The 21,372-nt window shown below is 40.8% G+C and carries 20 protein-coding genes; 5 read left to right on the forward strand and 15 right to left on the reverse strand.

The window, feature by feature from the left end; translation table 11 throughout:
• Positions 1–96: 96 nt before the first annotated feature.
• The 12 genes from DY78_RS05405 to DY78_RS05460 form a co-directional block, all read right to left on the reverse strand.
• On the reverse strand, positions 97–1,656 hold the full coding sequence (locus DY78_RS05405; protein WP_024625683.1) for a DNA primase family protein: 1,560 nt from the start codon (positions 1,654–1,656) through the stop codon (positions 97–99).
• Between the two features lie 118 nt (positions 1,657–1,774).
• Positions 1,775–2,149: a hypothetical protein gene (locus DY78_RS05410; RefSeq protein WP_024625682.1), complete on the reverse strand. Its 375-nt coding sequence runs from the start codon at positions 2,147–2,149 to the stop codon at positions 1,775–1,777.
• The gene (locus DY78_RS05415; RefSeq protein ID WP_235810640.1) at positions 2,149–3,501 is read right to left on the reverse strand and encodes a DNA polymerase; all 1,353 of its coding nucleotides are present in this window, start codon (positions 3,499–3,501) and stop codon (positions 2,149–2,151) included. The genes DY78_RS05410 and DY78_RS05415 overlap by 1 nt, the downstream gene beginning before the upstream one ends.
• Positions 3,428–3,901 carry a hypothetical protein gene (locus tag DY78_RS16090; protein WP_024625680.1) on the reverse strand — a complete coding sequence of 158 codons (474 nt, stop codon included), beginning with the start codon at positions 3,899–3,901 and terminating at the stop codon, positions 3,428–3,430. The genes DY78_RS05415 and DY78_RS16090 overlap by 74 nt, the downstream gene beginning before the upstream one ends.
• Positions 3,902–5,227: 1,326 nt before the next feature.
• Positions 5,228–6,112, reverse strand: coding sequence for a hypothetical protein (locus DY78_RS05425; RefSeq protein WP_024625679.1), 885 nt, complete (start codon positions 6,110–6,112; stop codon positions 5,228–5,230).
• Positions 6,113–6,219: 107 nt separating this feature from the next.
• Positions 6,220–6,468, reverse strand: coding sequence for a hypothetical protein (locus DY78_RS05430; protein ID WP_056993506.1), 249 nt, complete (start codon positions 6,466–6,468; stop codon positions 6,220–6,222).
• Positions 6,468–6,668: a hypothetical protein gene (locus DY78_RS05435; protein WP_169817068.1), complete on the reverse strand. Its 201-nt coding sequence runs from the start codon at positions 6,666–6,668 to the stop codon at positions 6,468–6,470. Before DY78_RS05435 ends, DY78_RS05430 begins: the two co-directional genes overlap by 1 nt.
• 17 nt (positions 6,669–6,685) lie before the next feature.
• On the reverse strand, positions 6,686–7,234 hold the full coding sequence (locus DY78_RS05440) for a class I SAM-dependent methyltransferase (protein ID WP_051385245.1): 549 nt from the start codon (positions 7,232–7,234) through the stop codon (positions 6,686–6,688).
• A gap of 437 nt (positions 7,235–7,671) precedes the next feature.
• Complete coding sequence (locus tag DY78_RS05445) at positions 7,672–8,364, reverse strand: 2,3-diphosphoglycerate-dependent phosphoglycerate mutase (protein ID WP_056993507.1); 693 nt, start codon at positions 8,362–8,364, stop codon at positions 7,672–7,674.
• A 72-nt stretch (positions 8,365–8,436) separates the two neighbouring features.
• Positions 8,437–9,513 (reverse strand): AI-2E family transporter, encoded by a 1,077-nt coding sequence (locus DY78_RS05450; RefSeq protein ID WP_024625676.1) that lies wholly within the window; start codon positions 9,511–9,513, stop codon positions 8,437–8,439.
• Between the two features lie 154 nt (positions 9,514–9,667).
• Positions 9,668–10,822 (reverse strand): ROK family protein, encoded by a 1,155-nt coding sequence (locus DY78_RS05455; RefSeq protein ID WP_024625675.1) that lies wholly within the window; start codon positions 10,820–10,822, stop codon positions 9,668–9,670.
• A 383-nt stretch (positions 10,823–11,205) separates the two neighbouring features.
• The gene (locus tag DY78_RS05460) at positions 11,206–12,294 is read right to left on the reverse strand and encodes a hypothetical protein (protein WP_024625674.1); all 1,089 of its coding nucleotides are present in this window, start codon (positions 12,292–12,294) and stop codon (positions 11,206–11,208) included.
• A gap of 137 nt (positions 12,295–12,431) precedes the next feature.
• On the opposite strand from DY78_RS05460, the gene DY78_RS05465 reads away from it, so the two are divergent.
• The gene (locus DY78_RS05465; RefSeq protein WP_024625673.1) at positions 12,432–13,628 is read left to right on the forward strand and encodes an SAM-dependent methyltransferase; all 1,197 of its coding nucleotides are present in this window, start codon (positions 12,432–12,434) and stop codon (positions 13,626–13,628) included.
• A 51-nt stretch (positions 13,629–13,679) separates the two neighbouring features.
• Here the strand turns inward: DY78_RS05465 and DY78_RS05470 are convergent, their stop codons facing one another.
• On the reverse strand, positions 13,680–14,405 hold the full coding sequence (locus DY78_RS05470) for a GntR family transcriptional regulator (RefSeq protein WP_029779102.1): 726 nt from the start codon (positions 14,403–14,405) through the stop codon (positions 13,680–13,682).
• A gap of 16 nt (positions 14,406–14,421) precedes the next feature.
• Positions 14,422–15,672 carry an alpha-L-fucosidase gene (locus DY78_RS05475; RefSeq protein WP_024625672.1) on the reverse strand — a complete coding sequence of 417 codons (1,251 nt, stop codon included), beginning with the start codon at positions 15,670–15,672 and terminating at the stop codon, positions 14,422–14,424.
• 222 nt (positions 15,673–15,894) lie between these two features.
• Here DY78_RS05475 and DY78_RS05480 point away from each other — a divergent pair, with 222 nt between their 5' ends.
• The 3 genes from DY78_RS05480 to DY78_RS05490 are packed head-to-tail and all read left to right on the forward strand — an operon-like array spanning position 15,895 to position 18,406.
• Entirely contained in the window at positions 15,895–16,791 is an 897-nt protein-coding gene (locus DY78_RS05480; protein ID WP_024625671.1) for a PTS sugar transporter subunit IIAB, read from the forward strand.
• Between the two features lie 6 nt (positions 16,792–16,797).
• Positions 16,798–17,604 carry a PTS mannose/fructose/sorbose/N-acetylgalactosamine transporter subunit IIC gene (locus tag DY78_RS05485; protein ID WP_024625670.1) on the forward strand — a complete coding sequence of 269 codons (807 nt, stop codon included), beginning with the start codon at positions 16,798–16,800 and terminating at the stop codon, positions 17,602–17,604.
• Positions 17,579–18,406 (forward strand): PTS system mannose/fructose/sorbose family transporter subunit IID, encoded by an 828-nt coding sequence (locus DY78_RS05490; RefSeq protein ID WP_024625669.1) that lies wholly within the window; start codon positions 17,579–17,581, stop codon positions 18,404–18,406. Before DY78_RS05485 ends, DY78_RS05490 begins: the two co-directional genes overlap by 26 nt.
• 249 nt (positions 18,407–18,655) lie before the next feature.
• Here DY78_RS05490 and DY78_RS05495 read toward each other — a convergent pair whose 3' ends face one another.
• On the reverse strand, positions 18,656–20,389 hold the full coding sequence (locus tag DY78_RS05495; protein ID WP_024625668.1) for an MFS transporter: 1,734 nt from the start codon (positions 20,387–20,389) through the stop codon (positions 18,656–18,658).
• A 169-nt stretch (positions 20,390–20,558) separates the two neighbouring features.
• Between DY78_RS05495 and DY78_RS05500 the strand changes: the two genes are divergently transcribed.
• Positions 20,559–21,149: a TetR family transcriptional regulator gene (locus DY78_RS05500; protein WP_024625667.1), complete on the forward strand. Its 591-nt coding sequence runs from the start codon at positions 20,559–20,561 to the stop codon at positions 21,147–21,149.
• The last annotated feature ends 223 nt before the right edge of the window (positions 21,150–21,372 follow it).

Consider the following 21,372-nt stretch of genomic DNA (forward strand, 5'->3'; position numbering starts at 1 on the left):
AGGTTATGCTGAACAATTTGTCCAAAAATTCGGATTAAATTTGCAATCTACCACAAGCCAATTAGTAACTTAGAAATTCACTCCAATTTATGGGGTTCACTTCATTCTAAAAGGAGCTGGTCTTTTTGTACAAATAACGTTCGAATTAATTTTACAATCTAATTTATTAGTTGTTCCACGACTTGCAATATTTCTTTGGGCTAGCCAATGTTCATACATTCCATTTAATTGGGCCAATGGGATCTTAGAATTTTCATCTGGTACTAAACATTGCTTTACAAACATTGTAACTGGATGGTTAAACAGTAGATAACGATCTTTGGCTTCCAACATACTGTCCGACTGCGTAAAACGATAATTATTTGCGCGTAAGCGCTTTAACCCTTCAATGGCCCAGTTAAGAATTCCAGGTAATTCAGTAGCTAATTTTTGCGTTAAATCCGGATCTTGCATCTGTTTCGGGACTTGATAATTAAAAGGTAAGATATTCAAGCGCCGACTAAATCCCATGGTCATATCACTAGTTGTCGGTAAATTATTGGTGGCAAAGATTAATTTTACCTTTAAGATGGTCGAATATTGCTGTTGGTTTTTAGCATCAATTTGAACTGGGTTTCCACCGGTGATGCTTTTTAGATTCTTAGTTTCAAACTTTACTGCGGCCCCTTCATTACTAATATTTGCCCGCATTCCTACCAATGGGGCCAGTCCAAACGTGCTATCCAACGTCTCTAAGCTTGCACTAGAGACGTATATTGGATTAAGTAAGCGCGTCATCAAATCCAGATAAACTGACTTACCATTTCTACCAGCACCATAAATTATCAAGAATACGTGGGCACTATAATTGGGATCCAACAAATAACCAGAAAACTCTTGAACAAAGGCTTGTTTATCTTTGTCTGATAGATTTGTATCTAAGAAGGCCTTGAACTGTGGGCAATCCGCCAATGCATTATATTTGACGTCTGAATGAACTAAGACCAACTTCTTAGGGTCAGCCGCCCCACCATCCCCTAGTGTTCTTAAATCAATCAATTTACCTCCAAAGCACGCGTACGTCTTATCAAATTCCTCTAGAGCAATCGGCCGTAGGGAACGCTCAACCAATTTGATTACTCGGGTTTCCGATTGGCTATTCCAGCTATCAGGTTTGATGGTGTTCATGATTGCCGCGATAGCCTTTGCCAAGATCTGAGTCTGATTAACATATTGATAAATTTTCAAATGCCAATTATAAATTAATAGATTCAGCGAGTCTTGTAGTTGTACAAAAGAAAACACTTTCAGCAACAGTTTCGATAACCCTTCGTGGTTCAAATTAATTTTGTCATTTTTTCCGATAAACACATGAGCGCTTTTTTGAAGAAGCATTACCCCAAACGTTTCTATAGTTGCCTGGATTTGTGCAGATGTCGGTACCTTATTTACAGTTACCTGGGTAGAACCCAGGTAAGCCGTCCAGGCCTTGTACAAGGCTTGACCCATAAAGCTAAATTTTTTTATAAAGAGTTGTGGGTCTACGCGAACCTTCCTATACTCCGCTAAATTAATTGAATCACCAACTGAATTAATAAACTCTGGATTTAACTGTGGATTTACAAAGTCATTAATGTAGTTCAGCTTTTGATTGCTCAAAGACTGATTCTTTTTCATTATTCTTCATCCTTTCCTTGTTGTTCTAAAGAAACCTTATTATCAGAATCTTCAAACGGCTCTTCAAATGGATTTCCAAATGAATCTTCCGAGGAAGGATTCTCCTTTAAGGCTTGAGCTAGTGGGCCACATGTTGTTTATCAATGTATTCACCGTCCCATTGCCAATCACGAGTCTGAATGTTTTCGTAGCCGCGATAACTATGGTATTGAATTCCCACAGAACATGGGATATTATGCCATTCATCCAAAGAAAGCTGCCCTTTATCCGTGTACGGATACATAGACCCCACAAATGCTTGGAGCCGCTGGTCTGACCCAGAGAAGAAACGATCACGTACTTGGCGGCCTGCCACCGTAAATTCCGCGTCAACGTACTTCAACTGATCAATGTCATTCTCGTCATACTTTAAAGTGATTTTATTTAAAACACAGTTTGAATAGTTCTTTTCTTCTAAAGCCATTACCTTATTTAAATCAAAAATATTTTTCATTACGCATATCCTCCTAAAATTGTTGCTTCTAACAAGTTACTAGCCGGTAATGCCATCCCAAGACTTCTTGTAGCCTGGACAAAGCCATCCTGAATAATTGCTTTAATTTCGTCAACTTCATCAAAACAGCACAAGCAAATAAATTCATCATGTATAACATTGACCACTTTAACCTTGTCATTAATCTGTGTCATCACTTGCTTCATAAGCATGGATGTAGCCGATTGCACGGGTAAGTTTTGTTTCGATGAGCTTTGCATCCAGGTTGGGCCTATCCGTGGCTCTACATTTGTTGGCTGTAAAGCGTAATATAGGACGTCTCCATCTCTAAAGCTATCTACTAACGACATTAGTTGTGGATATAACGTCGTTAACAGTTCACTTGGGGCTTGAATTATACGCATATTGCTTTTCGTAATAATTTTATCAAGCTTGCTTTTTCCGGCACCGTATAAGAATGCATATACCAGGCTTTTTCCAAGCTTCCGCTCTGTATCGGTGACTTCCCGTTCTGGAATCCCTAATAATCTACTAGTAAAATATTTATGAATATCGATCCCATTTTGAAATTGCCCTAATAGTCTCGTCGCTTGTGCTGCCCCTGCTAAAAGGCGTAGTTCGATCTGATTGGCATCCAGACTCAGGTATACACCTGGCTTACCGCGTACCCTAGGTGCACGATAGCATTGGCGCATTTCCTTAGGTAAGGCCGCCATCGCCAAATTTCTTGCCGTAAATCGACCAGAGTACGAGGAGTATCCATTCCAAGCACCGGATAGCGATACCTCGCCATCCCGATTTTGAAACTTGCTCAGTTTACTCCATTGAAAGATTTTCATATCAAGATTTTTCTTTTGTAATAGTAACTTGATAATCGGGGCATCGTTACGATGCTCAATCAACCATTGAAAATTCAAACTCGGAATACAGACCCCTTTACGTCTTGCATGTTCAACAATTTGATCATCTTCCCTTGCAGAATACATCCCAATTCCGAGCTGTTCCTGGATTTTCGATAATACTAACTGTCTCGCATTCAACCATGATTTCATCCCAATCGTCGCCCATTTCTTATAATCAAGAATAATAGCCTCATGATTTAGCTGTTGAATGATTGGTTCAGCCAAGGTTTGCACGTACAATGCTTTACCCATACCAATAGAATTTATATAATTAGTCCAACTCTGAGAAGTATACTTGCTACCATCAAAATTCTCGGGTAAGAACCCCAAACGCTTTAAAGTCGGTAGCGGCAATGTACCTACATTTTCTTCCGACTTATTCATTTTGCCATCCATCATCAAAGGAATTTTCGTCAAGGAACGGTGGGATGTCATAATAACCGTTTTCAAGGTCATCCTCGACTTCACAATCATTCTTGAACCGGGCATCAAACACAAAATCAATTAATCGATTATCAAAATCACCATCTTGATCCATTACCTTACGGGTAATAAAAATTCCTGATCGTGAAACCAAATGATTAAAACATACGATGTTATCCCCGTCTTCTGACTGATAACCAAATTGAGGATAAAAAATTCGATACATTTCTCGGCTATTTTTCAAGGAAATATAGGCATGAATCACTTGTTTTGAATCATCGGGCAGGCAATAAATGACTAATGTCTCATCCCTTACCAACACACGTGTAACTTCTGCGTGCGTGTATACGTTCGCAACGGGCAATTCATTCGAGAATTGCATCACAATGTGACCAGCAGAATTTGTAATTTGGGTATCCATCTTCATTAAGAATCCCTCTTTTAATGTAGTTTAATTACCTTACGGATCATAATCTAACTAATAGTTAGATGTACGACTAATTACTAATCTTAGACATCGAGTGAAACGACGCCACCAAAGTTAACGGTTTTACTTTGCTGATTACACCAACAAAGGTAGCGTTAACTTTTAACCGGTTAAAAAACTATCAATTAGTCTCCGTGTTTATTTAGCTTTCAAAGAACCGTGGGCCACAACTAGTTCAGCGACAAATGAGTGACCGACGCTAGCTCTTCCCTCCCATTTATACCTACAAAATCAAGCCTGAATGATAGACAGTTACACAGGCATTCCTGGGAACAAAATTAAATATATCAAATGAAAAATCTTTTCCTGTTCCCAGTTTTTAAAAATCAGGTAAAAAAAAAGCTCAGAACCGGTATAAATGGCCTAAGCAAAAAAATTAATTATTTTTAGAAACTATACTTCGAATTGTTAAATCAAGTGAAACACTCACAACCTACTCTCAAACAGTAGTCTAGCTAATCAACGTTTGGCAGGACGTCCATGGTTGATTGGTAGCCAAGCCTCTGCCGTTGGCGTTGGTTCAAAACCATCTTGGGTAGCTTAAATTCCAGTGATGGTCAAGGCTCGTGGCTTTGAAACGTTTTGATCAATAGCTATCAATTACGTCTTAAAGTGCGATGACAGGTCTCGGCATGATATTCTCCAATCTTAATAATGACTTTCTAGCGACTAATCTCTTCAGTTAAAGGCCGATGACTGATCTGATTCGCTAGCAACTCGTTTGCCCTTCACCAAATCGCCTTTCCAATAGCTGACTTCAGTATGCTTGTTAGTAGTGGCTGAATGTTTCTCCGATGGCTCATATTCACGCGGTATTGAGTATTGTGAACCGACTTTCCCCAGCCTTTGGGAACTCACTATTAGCTTTAACCGTACTTCATCAATGTAGCGATAGACAGTGCCGAGGACAAGGTATATTTTAGAGCGATTAATCCTAAACTAATAACCGAAAAAGATGATACTGTGGACCTGTGGCTTTCAGGGCAATTTCATCACCAATTGTTAGAAGAATTCCGAGACTTTTATCAACCAACTGATTGCATGACAAACTCCACGATGATTGTCATAAGTTACTTGGCCAGTATCTGCAAAGTGGGCTTCATAGATTCGTGACCAATCATATCAAGATAATTGGTCACGAAGACATTTCTTTCTTAGTTCGCGGATGATTAACGAACAGGTCTCCATGATCTTTTGATTTAGTTTTTTAGGTATTGCACTTAAATCTAAGTCCAAAAAACTCAATTGCTTCAAAAGGTCGCATAACTATAATTCATGCACCCTTTTGATAATCTTTTTTAATTCTAATTGGGATTTAATCGGTAGATAATCTACATTTATTCTCTCGAGTTTACTAATACTGTCTTTTAGTTGATTCTGCGTGGGTAATAAAATATTGACAGCGCGGCTAATTGAAGCGCCATCATCAGCTTGAGGATAAAATGAATTAATAATAATCTGCTTAGCATCATCAAGTTGTAATTTAGGCCCCCCAATACTATACACTGGGTTTTTAACTCTATTTTCCATCGTTCTAAATGTCACCGGAAAATTAGCTCTATCGAAAATCTCGTCCCAACTTAACATTTCATGATGTACTGAAAAATATAATGCCTCAACTAGATCAAGAACGTGCCTTTTAACATCGTTGAATTGCGTCCTGGCATCATCGGGTAGGTCAACAATGATTTGCTTTAACGCATTCCGGTGGTGGTAATCAATCGTCTCTCTTTCAACTGCAGTGAGTAAGGCTTCAATGTTTTTGGGCTTCGCAGTTCCCACTTTTATTGGCTTAAATTCATGATATGCATAATATCTATAACTAACTAAAATGGCCCACAAAGCAAGTACAGTTTCGGTAGGCCATTCGTACTCTCGTGTTTCATGATTCAATCCCTTATTATTTGAACTCTTGTTATTTGAATTCTCATTATCTTTCAAATAATCATCTAAAAATCCGTTTCCCTTACTATGCAGCCAGAAGCTTTCATCATTGATAGCTTTTTTAAATATCGCACTTTTAATTATGGTTTCTTTTTTCGGATCTTTGCCTAGGCTTGCATACTTAGGCTTTTCCACTTTTGCTCTTTTTTTATCCGCATATGGAGGAATTGGACTACTCTCAAGCAATTCGGCTAACGAAATTTTCATAAATAAAATCCTCAGTTTTATATTGATTTTCTATTATTAGAATAGCATTAATCTTAACATCTATTATTAACAAACAAGAACGGAATAATCCGTCCTCCAATAAATCGTTATTTGCTAACCACGTGATCTTCATCCAACATGTACTGAAACGCAACTTCACCAGTCAACAAGTTGGCTTTAAACAGCCCTTGATTGCCGTTATTTTCATCGCCCATGACCACGAAGTACGTGGCCCCTTCATCAACAACATGTTGGAAGCTCAAATAATTCCCCTTAAACCCTTGTTTCCGGAACAACCCAATAATCCGAATCATTTCACGTTGTGTTACTTCGTTTGCTGAAACTTTTTCACTCATTATTTGTAACTCCAATTCTCTTTTTTAATCTTATCTTGCCGTTTTAGTGCTGGCTTATTACCCGCCACTACGTAACTATCGGTCAGCGGAGTGGCCCACCAACCGTTAAAACCTAGGCCCATCGACTGGGAAATTTGTAGACCCGCGTCTTGAAAGACCTGACCATATTCGTTAATGTTGCGCCCTGTATCAATGATCATGATGTGACCACTCGGCTTTAACACTCGGATGGCTTCTTTGACCGCATTGATCCGGGCCTGTTCATTTTTGACATTATGGATGGCAAACTGGGCGTCACCACGTCAAAACTCGCGTCGGGGAAGTTCAACTTGGTCATATCACCCGTCACCAAGTTAACCCTGTCAGTTAGTCCTAAATCATCCACATTTTTTTGTGTGACGGCCATCTTGTTATGTGACTGGTCCCGCGACAACCACAAATCTAAACCCGTTACTTTGCCAGCCGGACCCAATTGTTTGGCGATTCGGGTTAATAATGCTCCCCGGCCACAGCCTAAGTCTAAGACCTGACTGTCAGGCTTCAGGTTCAAGTGGCGAATCGCTTCATCAAATATTTTGTACTTTCCGCGCGTTGTGATGCGTAAAAAGACTAACGCACCCAGCAACAAGATAATCCCGATGGTCAGCTCAATGCCAATCGGGTAATTCCACCGATTCACGTACGTGTGCCACAGTAAACTCACCCCGAACACGGCGTAAATCAGCAATGCGAACGGCGCATCGACCCCGTACCTTTTAATATTCATCCAACTTTGTCCCCTTTAAAAATCCCCGCTTTACAATCCCCACGTTTAACCGGGGGGACTGGGGGACTAAGGGGGTGTACTTTGAACTTACCCGCTTATCTCCTACTTCTTAATCACTGTTTTACTAGGTAGTGTCCATTTAGCGTCCACTACCAACGCTTCATTAATTTAACTTATTATCAGCCGCTTGATAAAGCATCCCAAAGCCTTCAAGTAATTCTTCACCAAGTCTGATTATAATTGATTTTATCTAAATATATAAGGCCGGTTACTTTCTGAAACCCCAAGCTTAGCTTTCATAATGACAACCAGCGTCCGTTTGGCGTCCATTTGTCACCAAATGCCAACATCATCAGACGTTATCGGACCTCAGCGCCCAAAAAAGCACTCCCCTGAGACAGCGGAGTGCTCCAAAAAACTAGTAAATAACTATTAAATTATTTGCCTAACTTTTCCTTACCAAGAACCTTTAACTTTTCATCAAAGTCATAGACAACTGGTTCACCAGTAGCCATTTCAAGATCCATGATATCATCATCACTGATTTGTTCGATGTACTTGCTTAAGGCACGTAATGAGTTACCGTGGGCAGCAATGATTACATTCTTGCCATCTAATAACTTAGGTGCGATTTGGTCTTCCCAGAAAGGCATTACACGTTCCAAGGTAACCTTTAAGTTTTCGCCACCAGGGACGATGTTAGGGTCTAAGTCAGCATAACGACGATCGTTAACAGCTGAACCTTCATCATCAGCACTCAATAATGGAGGTAAAACGTCATATGAACGACGCCAGATATGAACTTGGTCGTCACCGTATTTTTCAGCGGTTTCCTTCTTGTTCAAACCTTGTAAAGCACCGTAATGACGTTCGTTTAAGCGCCACGTCTTGGTTTCTGGAATCCATAATTGGTCAGATTCTTCAAGAACATAGTGCAACGTCTTGATGGCACGAGTCAAAACTGAAGTGAAGGCATAGTCGAATAATAAGCCAGCTTCTTTAACTTTCTTACCAGCAGCCTTAGCTTCTTCAACACCCTTTTCACTTAAATCAACGTCAACCCAACCAGTAAATTGGTTAGATAAGTTCCATTCACTTTGACCGTGACGGATCAATACTAATTTTGCCATAGCAGTTAATGACCTCTTTCTAAAATTATTTACTCCACTTATTTTACACTGAAACCGCGAAAAATCAAAATATTATCGGGGTTTATTTTCAGAATCATGATGGGAATTTAAGTTCGTTTTCAAATGTAATTGTGGCTTCAAGCCATGAACCGGTTTCACACCGATAATATCTAAAATAAAGTTAAAAATTGGCACGCCGACAATCAAGCCCCAAACGCCAAATAGTCGTTCGCCAACTAATAATACAACAAAGGTGTAAAAAATTGGCAGTTCCGTGCGGCTCGACATGAACTTGGGATTCAAGACGTACGCTTCTAACGTATGGACAACCGCAATCATAATTAACATGTAAACGACGTAGCGGAAGCCACCGACCGAATACGCAATCAGGCTCAATGGGACGATGGAAATAATCACCCCGGCCACCGGAATTAAGCTCAACAAGAAAATCATTAAGCCTAAACTGATTAGTTGTGGCATTTGCAAGATACCCATGAAAGTCACGGTAATTACCGTGTTGACTAGGGCAATTAAGAACTGTGCTTCTAAAACGACCCCAAAACTGTTCACAAATTTCCGGGCGAAGTAGTAAACGTCTTGGAAAAACCAGCCAAAGGTACTCGTTAAAAAGCGCTTGGAGAACTCGCGCATTTGCCGATCTTCGACGGTGAAAAAGAAACTCAAAATAAACGATAAGAAAAACGTTAGCCCCATACTCCCAATATTAGTAATATATTGGAAAACAACGGTAATCCCACCTTTGAGTTGCTTTAAAATATCCGATTGTTGCAAGTACGAGGTCACCCACGTTAAGAGTTGGTTCGTATCATGGGTCGGATTCTGATAAAAACGATAGACCGATTCAAATGTTGAAAAGGTCTGCTTGATTAATTGCGGCATGTACGTCGTGACCGCGAAGTATATCCCGAGAATCACTAGCGCATAGACCACGCACACAATTAACGGCGCTGGTATTTTCACCCACTTGCGAATCGCGTGCACGAGTCGCGTGACTAAAAAGGTAAAAATAAACGTCAACAAAATGATACTCATCATACTTGAGGCCAAATAGAGCCCCACAACAATTAACGCCAACACACTGGCCCGCCGCAGCCGAACGTTGTGTACAAATTGTGACCAAACTTCCAAAATCCACACCCCTCTAACTATCCTTAGTTTTATTCTAACTGAAAGCCCCCGCAATAAAAATGAAAAAGCCGTCGCAATTACGAAAAAAACGTGTAAAGTTCATGGGCCTTGCCCAATAAACTTCACACGTTCGTTTAATTACACTAATATTCCATTATGAAAAATGCATTTTCAAACTTTCCAAACCAAGCGCTTGATGGATAATCTCGGAAGCCCCACCTAATAAGGCTGCTGACTGCACATTTTTGGTCGCAATGATGGGTACTTGCCGTGTTGGCGACGACATCTTGGCCGTCATATTCCGAATATCGGTCAATAATTGCGGCAAGATTTCTAAGACGGTCGTGTTTAAAACTACGACATCTGGCGCAAACGCGGTAGAAACATTGGCAACCACTTTGGACAAGTAATAAACAAAATCATCAAAGGCCTTAGTAACGGCTTCGTCATGATTAATATAATCATGTTTAACCGCCGTTAAGTCGAGCCGATCGACGTGCTTAATCGCTTTCAATTTGGCCCATAAAGCCGTTTCGGAAGCATACTCATTCGCTGATTCCATGTGGTTCTCCAAGTGGCGGTCTTCCAGTAAAGCCGTCCCCACTTCACCGGCTTCCCCTTCATGCCCGGAATATAACCGCGAGTCGGCTACAATGCCGGCATGGATTTCATCACGAACCACGATTGAAACGACGTTGTTAAAAATTTCATTGTCGTGGAAATCGCGTTCGAAAACGGCCGTTAAGTTGGCTTTCTTTTCGAGCATTACTGGAATCCGTAACTTATCTCGTAAATATTTCGCTAAATCAAAATGTGCTAAACACTTGATTGGCGTCTTTAAAATCTTGTTTTCGTAAATGATGCCATCCAGAGCAATTGCGACCCCCATCAAGCCATGGACGGTACCATAATCGTCAACGTTACGTAATTGATCTTCAATCAAATCAATCACGTCCGTTAACGTCATATCCGTAGTTTTGAAACTTTGGAAATGTAAAATTTTACCATTAAGACGTGAATACATTAATTTGACGGCATCAACTGATAAGTCAATGCTGGCGACAAACCCATAATTAACATTTAATTCGGCCATTACCGGTTTACGACCGCCATTTTTCGTGCTGACCCCACAGCCAATTTCCTTGATAAATTGGGCCCGGAGCAATTGATTATAAATGTCAGAAACGGTGACTTTGTTCAAACTTAAGTTCCGTGAGATTTGACTACGACTGATGGGTCCTTCGTTGATAACCTGTTGAAGGACTTGTTTTTCGTTAGTACTGCGCATGACATGTTTGTTAATAATCATCCTGCATTTCGGTGTCCGCAATCGTGATCGGATAACCTTTTCTTGCCGTCACCCATTAGTGGTTGACAGCGCTGCCATGATCCGGTCCACGACCGTCCACCTTAACCCCCTAATCTTGTTAATATTCTATAGCATCAAGCAAAAATAGTACACAAATTAGCCATATTTGTACTCATTTTGACATTAGGCCGGTAAAAAAATGCCCCAATGAATCTCAAACTGACTGCCCCCATGGTTCTAGTGCCATTTGAAGAACGAAAGCTATCCGTCCTTACTCCTATATTTATAACAGTTTTTATAAAAAAATCACCGATAAACACTTAAAATCAAGTGTTTTACCGGTGATTGTTAGGTATACTTCCATACCTCTATTAAAATCCTAATTATTGTTGTACCATCTTAGCGGCTTGCGCAATCGAGGTGTGTTCGTTGGCAGCCCGTTGAAGAATCGTTTGAATCTGGTCGTCGCTAAAGTTGCTAGCGTCCATACCTGATTGGTTCAATTCACTCCGCGTGGCTTGAATCTGTGCTTGACTGTAAGTCGTCGTGCCAGTGCCGGTCGTACTACTGTTCTTGGCAGCTTGGACGATAGAAATATGCTCATTAGCGGCCTTTTGCAAGATAGCTGAGATTTGGGCGTCCGTGTAACCACTGCCCCGCATGCCAGCTTCCGTTAATTCTTCGCGCGTGGCGCTAATTTGACTACTGCTGTAGTTGCTAGTACCGCTCGACGCACTCGTACTGCTATCGGCGTTACTATCTGCTGTTGAACTGCTGCTGTTCGCATCGCTACTACTGCTACTATCCCGGTTGGCCTTGGAATCACTAGTCCCGGCATTGCCACTAGCTGTGTTGGCACTAGCAGCACTTTGCGCATCGTTACTAATGACCGGCGTCGAGCCAGTCAAGGCCTTCAAAGCCGCATTATTTTGCTTTTGTAACGACTTGGCTTTCTTATAAATATCACTATAATATGATTCACTAATTTGTTTGCTTTGGAATAACACGGTCAAAACACCGTTAGAATCCGTAAATTCATTAGCTTTGTTCAATGCCAACGCTTTGTTGTACTTCGTATTGTAACTATCACGTTTGGCCACAATTGTTTTGATCAGGGACAATTGTGCTTTCGCGCGACTAACTAAAACGCTCGAACCATTCTTAATATTTTTTACCGTTGTATATTTGCGCTTGGCGGTTGAAAATTCCCGGTCTTTCAAGGCCTGGTTACCGTCAACGTATGCTTGGGTCTGGGATAAATACCGTTGCGCACTAGTATCATTAGCCTTCGTACGGCTAGCATGCGTAAAGTCCATCACGGCTTGCGAGTACTGTTTAGCTTGCACCGCTTGCTTCCCCGCCGTCATATCCGCCGAATATGACTTGGCTTGGACTTGGTAGCGCGTATATGAATAACCACCTACACCAACAGCCACAATGACGACAATAATTGCCCATATCCATTTTTTCACAATTGACACCCCCCACTACTTGATTATTACATTATACCATGTTTACTGGAAAAGCCGTGGTGCATTGTGCTTACAAAACTGTTTTCATAAGCGTATAATGGCTAGTGTATTTTACGAAGAAAGGATCCTTTATTGTAATGCTAGAAAAGACTTTTTATCACACCCTTTTGAGCCACTCATTTAACATTCCCGTAAAAGTAAACTACTGGGATGGCAGTAGCGAAACTTATGGCGAAGGCACGCCAGAAGTAACGGTGACTTTCAAAGAAGCCGTTCCGATGCGTGAAATCACGCGGAACGCTTCAATCGCGTTAGGCGAAGCTTACATGGATGGTCGCATCGAAATTGAAGGTAGCATTCAAAAATTGATTGAATCTGCTTATGAATCTGCTGAAAGCTTTTTCAACAATTCGAAATTCAAGAAATTCATGCCGAAGCAATCCCATTCTGAAAAGAAGAGCCAACAAGATATCCAGAGTCATTATGACGTTGGTAACGACTTCTACGAAATGTGGTTAGATCCAACCTTGACGTACTCTTGTGCCTACTTCAAGTCTGACGAAGACACGTTGGAAGAAGCGCAAATCCACAAAGTTCACCATATTATCCAAAAGTTGAATCCGGAACCTGGGAAGACTTTATTAGATATCGGTTGTGGCTGGGGTACGTTAATGTTGACTGCCGCTAAAGAATACGATTTAAAGGTCGTCGGCATTACGTTATCACAAGAACAATACGACTTAGTTTCCAAACGAATCAAAGACGAAGGCTTAAGTGACGTCGCCGAAGTTCGTTTGGAAGACTATCGTGAATTAGGCGATGAAACCTTTGATTACATTACGAGTGTCGGCATGTTTGAACATGTTGGTAAAGATAACTTAGCAATGTATTTCGAACGTGTTAAGCATTACTTAAAAGACGATGGTGTGGCCTTATTACACGGAATTACCCGGCAACAAGGTGGCGCAACTAACGGTTGGTTAGATAAGTACATCTTCCCCGGTGGTTATGTGCCTGGGTTGACTGAAAACATTCAACACATCGTGGATTGTGGCTTACAAGTCGATGACATCGAACCATTACGGCGTCATTACCAACGGACCACTGAAATTTGGGACCGAAACTTCAACGCCAAGCGCGAAGCCATCGAAGAAAAGATGGGCGTCCGGTTCACGCGGATGTGGGACTTATATCTCCAAGCTTGTGCCGCTTCCTTCCAATCCGGGAACATTGATGTGATGCAGTTCCTCGTTTCTAAAGGGCCGTCACAACGGACTTTACCAATGACTCGCAAATATATGTTTGCTGACAATCGGGTCAAAGCGAACGCATAATAAAACAAAACTAAAGCTGTCAATGACTGTAATAGTCACTGGCAGCTTTTTTTACATATTGGGATAAACTGATGTTGCATCCGCAGAAAATCCCCAGAATTGTGGCAATTTATAACTGATTGCATACTCTAACAAAGTGTCGGTTTGAGTTGGCAAAAAGGTTTTCCGATATTGACAAATAAACATTTGCTGTTGTCCAACTGACTGAAAATTATCAAGTATCTTTTGATTATCAATTGATTTAGCTATGTTTTTTTGATGAAACGGTAATTTGTAAGGATCAATGTTAGAGTCATCACGTATTCGCTGATAGATCGAACTAAATTTCGACAAATCACTAATGTCATCACTATTAATATATTGACTGTTTAAGTAACTAATAGAATATTGACTAACAACATCACCAATATACCGTAATCGTATCACTTCTAAATAATGATTATTGGATGGCAAGCGCATCATCTTTAAAATATCGGCTTGATTATCAATTTTCGCTGAAAGAACTTTTACATTCTCACTTTTTTCTCCAGCCATATTCATATCGGTCAATAATACAATCCGGTGATGCGCTTCTTTAGCAACAAAAGTCCCCTTACCCTGAATCCGAGTGACTCGGTTCAGCTCTTGTAAAGTATTCAACACCTTGACTGCTGTCGTTGAACTCACATTAAAATTATGTGAAATCTCCTGTTCACTATAAAAACGTTCTCCCGGACTAAACCGTCCATGGTCCAATTGATCAATTAATTTATCCGCAATACTTTGATATTTTGGCATTCAGATTACCACATTTCTATTTTTTCAAGTCCACTTTTGCAATTCTAATTACCCAATCACGACCATACGAATAGCCATTGGCATCAATAGTCAGCGTTCCTCGCTGACTATCTTGCATAAAGTGAATTGGTTGTTGATTGTCCAACCAACTAATTTTTGTAATTTTATCATAAAATCCAACGAATGAGCGAAGATTACTGCCTTCGCCCCCTAGAACAACATTTTCATTACCAACAACACCCAAATCTTGAATAAACAAGTAACTATTATTTGAATCAGTCAGTACAAAATCACGGGGATGTCCATTACTTAAGCGCTCACTATCCGGTCGCGTCTTATAAAGTGCATCGTGTGCCATTGCCGTCCATTTTCCCAACAACTCCATGTACGACCGTTGAATTGGGATGATATTACCAGTGCCATCCAAGCCGATATTGACTAAAATATTTGCTCCCACATGTCGAGCATGAGCAACATTTTCTATTACTTCACGTGGTGATTTATAGTCTAAATCTTGGGTAGCATATCCCCAATGTTGATTTAAGGTCAATGACGTTTCACCCGCGACGTATTTACCATCGTTTTCACCATGATAAATCAAATCAGGTGTATGCCGTTCATAAGTAACCGCATCGATTTCTTGGTTGCTGATTTTACCGCGATTTTTCAGACCAGTATTATTAATAATCATCGCATCTGGTTGATAACGCCGAATAGTACCGTATAGTTCATCCAACTTCCAATTAGCTGTTTTCTTATTCCAATTACCATCAAACCAGAATCCACCCACCGGACCATAGTTTTTAGCTAAAATTTCAACTGATTTCCGCAAATACTCTAAATATGCATCAAAATCGTGTTCATAGAGCGGGCTATGCCAGTCATAAGTTGCCATATAGAAAAATGGTTTAATCCCATTTTTTCGACAAGCACTCACAAATTCAGAAATTAGATCCCGTTTAGCCGGACTATGCATAACATCAAAATCTGACAGTCCGTGAGTATCATATAAGAAAAAACCCTCATGATGTTTGGTAGTCAAGACAATATACTTAGCCCCCATCCGCTTGGCTTGAGCTACAATATCGTCAGCATTGAAATCACTAGCAGTAAATCTATCAATTAGTTGCTCATATTTTTGTTGATTACGCTCGTGAATATATTCAGTCCATTCACCGACGCTTAATTGCGAATACAATCCCCAATGGATAAATAACCCAATCCCCATATCTTCATATTGTTGAATACGTTTTAATGGTTGACTCATCATCTTACCTCCTAGGCATCTTTATAATGCCATGTTAACACATTAGCTGAAAAATATAACCTCTAAAATATTTTTAATTCTTTTTATCTCAATAAATGTATATCAGGCGCAATTAATGCATTATCACCGAAAATAATTAATTTGCAAGCGTTTACTTCAGGTGCTACAATCAAATCGTAAAGTTAAGTTAATACATTAAGTTAGAAAGTTGTGGTGATTAATGTGTTTGTTCTAACCAGTCATGGCGATTATGCAAAAGCAGCACTCGCCAGTTGCGAATTAATAACCGGTCCTCTCGATAACTTTTCCACCGTATCATTCAACGATCCAATGAGCGTCGATGATGTCGTACAACAATATCAGCAAATTTATGATAAGAATACGCAGTCTGAATTTATTATCATTGCAAATATTACTAACGGTACGCCAGCAAATGCTGCAAACATTTTCAAAGGAACCCATCCAGACGTCAAAATTTATGCTGGCTTGTCTTTGATGCTTATTTTGGCCCTAGCTACCGGAACCCCAATTGATGAGGCTTTTAAACAGAGTCTAGCAATGAGCGGACTAATTACTAACGAGCGAAAGGTGCCTGCCAGCTCAAAAGAAAACATCGACAAAACTTCAACGGTTGATCCATTAGTTAATGTCCGCATCGACGCTCGCCTAATCCATGGACAAGTCGCAACTATGTGGACTAGAAGCGTCAACGCGACTCGCATCATGATTGTTGATGACCAAGTTGTCCAAAGCAACGTCCAAAAAATGACATTAAAGACAGCGGTTCCTGGCGGTATTCACTTAAGTATCTTGACTGCAAAAGGCGCTGCCGAACGTATTAATGCCGGCAAATACGCCGGCCAAAGAGTATTCTTAATTGTCCGCAATCCGCAAATGTTAAAAATCATGCAATCAGCTGGCGTTAAATTCAAGAATATCAATGTTGGTAACATGTCAATGTCTGAAGGCGCTAAACAAATTGCGAAAAGTGTCGCCGTAACTCCCGATGACATTGAAACATTTAATGCTTTAAGCAAATCTGGGATTCACCTCTATCATCAAATGGTTCCTAATGATCACCAAGAAGATTTAATGACATTAATCACAGAAGGGAAGTAACAAAAAATGGCAATCGCATGGTGGCAAATCATACTTTTAACTGCTTTGGCCTTTTGGATGATCATTGACCAAATCACTGTCGGTATTCTATGTAATTATCCATTATTAATCGGGCTGGTCGCCGGAATCGTGATGGGGGATATTAAAACTGGTCTAGTAGTAGGGGCTACCTTACAATTAATGGTACTCGGCGTCGGGACTTACGGTGGTGCCAGTATGCCTGACTTCATGACTGGTGCAATCATCGGAACTGCCTATGCTGTAATCAGCGGTAAAGGTATTGATTTTGCAATTGGTTTGGCTGTCCCGGTTGGCTTGTTAATGGTTCAATTGGACGTGCTCGCCCGCTTCACAAATACATTTTTCTTACACCGCGTTGACCAACGCATTAAAGACAATGATATCAACGGTGTTGCCCGTAATGTTGTTTACGGTGTATTTCCTTGGGGTATTTCTAGAGCTTTGCCAGTATTTTTAATGCTATTGGTCGGCAATAACGTTATTCAACAAGTCGTAAAGGCATTACCGACCTGGCTTTCAACTGGGCTGTCTGCCGCCGGTGGCATTTTGCCAGTTGTCGGAATTGCAATTTTACTTCGATTCTTACCTACTAAGCGTTTCATTTCATATTTGATTATTGGTTTTTTTGCAGCTGCATACTTAAAAGTACCGATGTTAGGTGTTGCCCTACTTGGTCTTGCAATGGCTATTATTTTCTACAAACAATCCGGAAACAATAATCAATCTGACGATGAAGACAATCAATCTAATACTGGAGGTCACGAAAATGCAAGCGGCGAATATGAAGACTGAAACTGAACGTCCACATCTAACAAAAAAAGATCTTTTTCAGGCAAACTGGCGGTGGCTATGGAGTAGCCAAATCTGTTGGAATTATGAACGTATGATGTCGACCGGCTACCTCTTTACCATGCTACCAACCATCAAGAAACTCTATCCTGATAAAGATGACCGTATCGCAATGATGACAATGCATAATCAATTCTTCAACACTAATGCTTATATTGGCGGATTCATTGTTGGTATGGACATGGCAATTGAAGAGAAAAAAGGTCGAGCTGCTGAAGAAACAGTTGCAGGGTTAAAAGCCGGACTAATGGGATCCTTTGCTGGCGTTGGTGATACTATTTTCGGTGTCATCCTCCCAACTATCTTCGGTTCGATTGGCGCTTACATGGGACTTAAAGGCAATCCAATCGGTGCTATTATCTGGCTATTAGTTAACTTTGCCGTACTCTTTCTCCGTTTTAGCCTATTGCCTTTAGGATACACCCAAGGAGAACGTTTAATTTATGCTGCGGGTGACAAGCTGAACCGTATTACGGATGCAGCAATCTTACTTGGGGTCACCGTGGTAGGCGCGCTAATTCCAAACGTGGTTACCGCTAACGTTCCACTCGTCTTCAAATCCGGCAAAGTCGTTCTTAAGGCTCAAACTATTTTAAATCAAATCATGCCTTCGTTAGTGCCAGTCGCCCTAGTTGCTCTTTGTTACTGGTTATTGGGTAAAAAACAAATGAATTCGACCCGCTTAATCGTTACTGTATTAATCGCAGGTATCATCTTAGGTGCATTTGGCATTATTGGAAATTAACGCATCATACTATCAAAGGAAAGTTGTCTTTTAAAGACGCTTTCCTTTTTCATTTTCCATCATTCAGAGACCCTCATCAGTTTTCCTATGTTAAAAATCGGTGGTTATACTTTGTGGTCTTGAGAATTTATTAACATTCAAAATTGAATAGTCTGCTACGTTGCGTATACCTGGTGCTAACACAAATAATTATCAGTCCAAAAAAGCTGAGACTAGCGTAATAAACTCATCCGTTAGTCTCAGCTTTTTTCAAGCTTGTTTTACTTTAAAAATCACCACGGTTCCAATGGCCAACAGCGCCAATGGTAACCCAAACGCGAATGTTCGTTGAAAGGCGCGGTTTAGTTGCTGCATCAAGTGATGATGAAGCTGGTTAATACCACGAGCTAACATCCGATTCATTTTGGCGATTTTTTGATTAAGTGCTAAGTTCACCTTAGCGGCAACTTGTGTCCGAACAGTTTTTCGGACAGTTGGTGGCACTTGGCTAACGGGAATCCCTTGTTTTTTTGCCAGCAGTGCTAGTTGGTCAGCAACTGCCTGGTTAACTAGCTGCTGCCGCTTGGCCGGCGTCACCTTGACGCCACTAAAGCTGACTTGTTGATTAACATTAGTGGTGGCCTTAGCACTGAGTTTAGTCGTTAATTTTGATTTAACCGTGCGCTTCGTACTAGCACTGATGTCCAATTGATTCACCACTTGATGGCCGTATCGTAAAGTATTCATTCGGGCCTGTTGCAGATTATTCGTTAATACCGTCATGAAAATGGCAATCGCTAATACCATCCCGACTTGCCGAAAAACATTCGCGACACTTTGCGAGTCAGTTAATTTCGTCCCATGAAAATCAGCGACCGCCAGCACATTAGCGGTTGCCGCAACCATCCCAAAACCGGCGCCTAACAAAACTTCACCGATATAGAGCATCGTATAATGATTTGCTAATGGCAACCGGCTAAGAAACCCAAAGCTGACTACAATCAACGCAAAGCCACTACCAACTAACCACTTAGGACTAATTTTACCGACTAATAACGACCCGATAATTACCGCGACCATTACCGTTAATGAATACGGCGTAATTTGTAAGGCCGCCGTTAACTCATTTTCACCATGGACTTTCGTTAACCAAGTTGGTACTAAGGCCGCTAATGAGCCCAAAAAGAAGTTGGCCAACACTAAGGCGAGCCCGGCACCATTAAAGTTACGACTGCGAAACAAACTGGGATCAATCATTGGTGAAGTCGCCTGTAATTCCCGCCAAATAAATCCGGCTAGCGCTAAACAAGCTAAGATTAACGTCCCTATAATTGCTCGAGATTGCCAGCCCCAACTATTTCCTTTGACTAAGGCTAATGACAGGCTAAACAGCGTCACCATACTCAGAACTGCGCCCAACCAATCAATCTTATTAGGATAACGTTTTTCATTTCGTAACGGTAATACTAAGGCAAAGGCAACGACGTCAATTAAGATCAGCGGCACATTTAACCAAAAGACCCACCGCCAGCTCCAATATTGGGCCACCACCCCACCAATCGTTGGTCCGAGGGCCACGGCTAATCCTTGAGTACCGGCTAATAACGCCACCACTTTGTTCCGATTTTGCCCATCACTGAGTTCCAAGCCAATCACCATACTCGTCGGAATAATGCTGGCGGCACCCACACTTTGAATCGCGCGCCCTATCAATAACCAAGTGAGATTATCAGCGGCACCAGTCAACCACGACCCGAGTGCAAAGCACACTAACCCCATTAAAACAAAACGATTGCGCCCCCAACGTGCTGCCAACCGGCCTAACGGAATGATTAACGTTGCGAATAAAATCGTATAAATATTTAACGCCCAAGATAAGTCATCTAAGCTAATTTTGAAAGCCGTTTGTAACTCCGGCAAGACAATCGTCATGATTGAAACATCCATCATACAAAGTAAATTGCTCAATAATAATACCGGTAAAACTGTGTTTAATTTTTTCATATGTTATCGCCTACTCATTAAAAATTGAAAGGCTCAAATTTACGTAAATCGAAGCAGCCAACTCGTGACTTTGCTTTCAACTTTCAGTATAGTGAAAGTTGACTAAAAGTCGATACTATCAACGGAAGTGCTACAAACTAGCTGATTTGTGACAGAAGGAAGTTTTTTGATGAATGGTCACACGAAAACCGCTCAACAATCACGAACTTGGTTGTTGGATGCCTATTTTGAACTACTAACTACCCACCGTGATGAAACCATTACCGTCACCACCATCGCGGCGACTGCCGACCTATCACGGCGTACTTTTTATCGGTTTTTCAATAATAAAAGTGATTTACTCAACTATTATGGTCAGCAACTACTCAGTAGTTATGACCAATACTTAGCTACTTTAGATACCAAAACCGCGACTTTTAATGAAATTATGGTCTTATTTTTTAATTTCATTTGGGATCATCGGCGACGACTACGCATCTTGATTCGGCAAAACTTATTTATGGCGCGCCTGCCCGAATTAATGGCGCCGGCCATCGCGCGCTATCAAGCACTAGCCGTTTCATGGCATGCCGCCCAAACGCCGGCTCAAATCCAGTTGATTATGACTTTTGCCCTCGGTGGTTATTGGAACGTCGTCAACGATTGGTTAATGGCCGATGACCCCGTCGCGCCCACTGAAATCGCTAATAATTTACTATTAATTCTCAATAAACTACTATCAACATCATCACCACTAACCGACAATAATCAAGATCAGTAATTTGACTATAACTGCAGCTTTCTGGGTCCACTCGCGGCAATTATTTCCTCATGATTCAGGCACGAATAATATAAATATAAAAACTGCCCATCAATCTATTTGTTTAGATTGATGGGCAGTTTTTCGTATTCTCACAAGTTATTGCATCTATTCAAAAAATAAATTGAATAATGGTAGATTGCAAATTTAATCCGAATTTTTGGACAAATTGTTCAGCATAACC

Source organism: Lactiplantibacillus fabifermentans DSM 21115 (assembly GCF_000498955.2).
In the GTDB taxonomy this organism is placed as follows: domain Bacteria; phylum Bacillota; class Bacilli; order Lactobacillales; family Lactobacillaceae; genus Lactiplantibacillus; species Lactiplantibacillus fabifermentans.

What these genes read in the sequence shown, in the direction of transcription:
- DY78_RS16090 (WP_024625680.1), bottom strand. Translation starts at nt 3,901, where the DNA reads ATGAAGATGGATACCCAAATTACAAATTCTGCTGGTCACATTGTGATG.
- DY78_RS05425 (WP_024625679.1), bottom strand. Translation starts at nt 6,112, where the DNA reads ATGAAAATTTCGTTAGCCGAATTGCTTGAGAGTAGTCCAATTCCTCCA.
- DY78_RS05465 (WP_024625673.1), top strand. Translation starts at nt 12,432, where the DNA reads ATGCTAGAAAAGACTTTTTATCACACCCTTTTGAGCCACTCATTTAAC.
- DY78_RS05455 (WP_024625675.1), bottom strand. Translation starts at nt 10,822, where the DNA reads ATGATTATTAACAAACATGTCATGCGCAGTACTAACGAAAAACAAGTC.
- DY78_RS05440 (WP_051385245.1), bottom strand. Translation starts at nt 7,234, where the DNA reads ATGAATATTAAAAGGTACGGGGTCGATGCGCCGTTCGCATTGCTGATT.
- DY78_RS05470 (WP_029779102.1), bottom strand. Translation starts at nt 14,405, where the DNA reads ATGCCAAAATATCAAAGTATTGCGGATAAATTAATTGATCAATTGGAC.
- DY78_RS05500 (WP_024625667.1), top strand. Translation starts at nt 20,559, where the DNA reads ATGAATGGTCACACGAAAACCGCTCAACAATCACGAACTTGGTTGTTG.
- DY78_RS05490 (WP_024625669.1), top strand. Translation starts at nt 17,579, where the DNA reads ATGCAAGCGGCGAATATGAAGACTGAAACTGAACGTCCACATCTAACA.
- DY78_RS05430 (WP_056993506.1), bottom strand. Translation starts at nt 6,468, where the DNA reads ATGAGTGAAAAAGTTTCAGCAAACGAAGTAACACAACGTGAAATGATT.
- DY78_RS05475 (WP_024625672.1), bottom strand. Translation starts at nt 15,672, where the DNA reads ATGAGTCAACCATTAAAACGTATTCAACAATATGAAGATATGGGGATT.
- DY78_RS05495 (WP_024625668.1), bottom strand. Translation starts at nt 20,389, where the DNA reads ATGAAAAAATTAAACACAGTTTTACCGGTATTATTATTGAGCAATTTA.
- DY78_RS05435 (WP_169817068.1), bottom strand. Translation starts at nt 6,668, where the DNA reads ATGATCATTGATACAGGGCGCAACATTAACGAATATGGTCAGGTCTTT.
- DY78_RS05405 (WP_024625683.1), bottom strand. Translation starts at nt 1,656, where the DNA reads ATGAAAAAGAATCAGTCTTTGAGCAATCAAAAGCTGAACTACATTAAT.
- DY78_RS05410 (WP_024625682.1), bottom strand. Translation starts at nt 2,149, where the DNA reads ATGAAAAATATTTTTGATTTAAATAAGGTAATGGCTTTAGAAGAAAAG.
- DY78_RS05485 (WP_024625670.1), top strand. Translation starts at nt 16,798, where the DNA reads ATGGCAATCGCATGGTGGCAAATCATACTTTTAACTGCTTTGGCCTTT.
- DY78_RS05445 (WP_056993507.1), bottom strand. Translation starts at nt 8,364, where the DNA reads ATGGCAAAATTAGTATTGATCCGTCACGGTCAAAGTGAATGGAACTTA.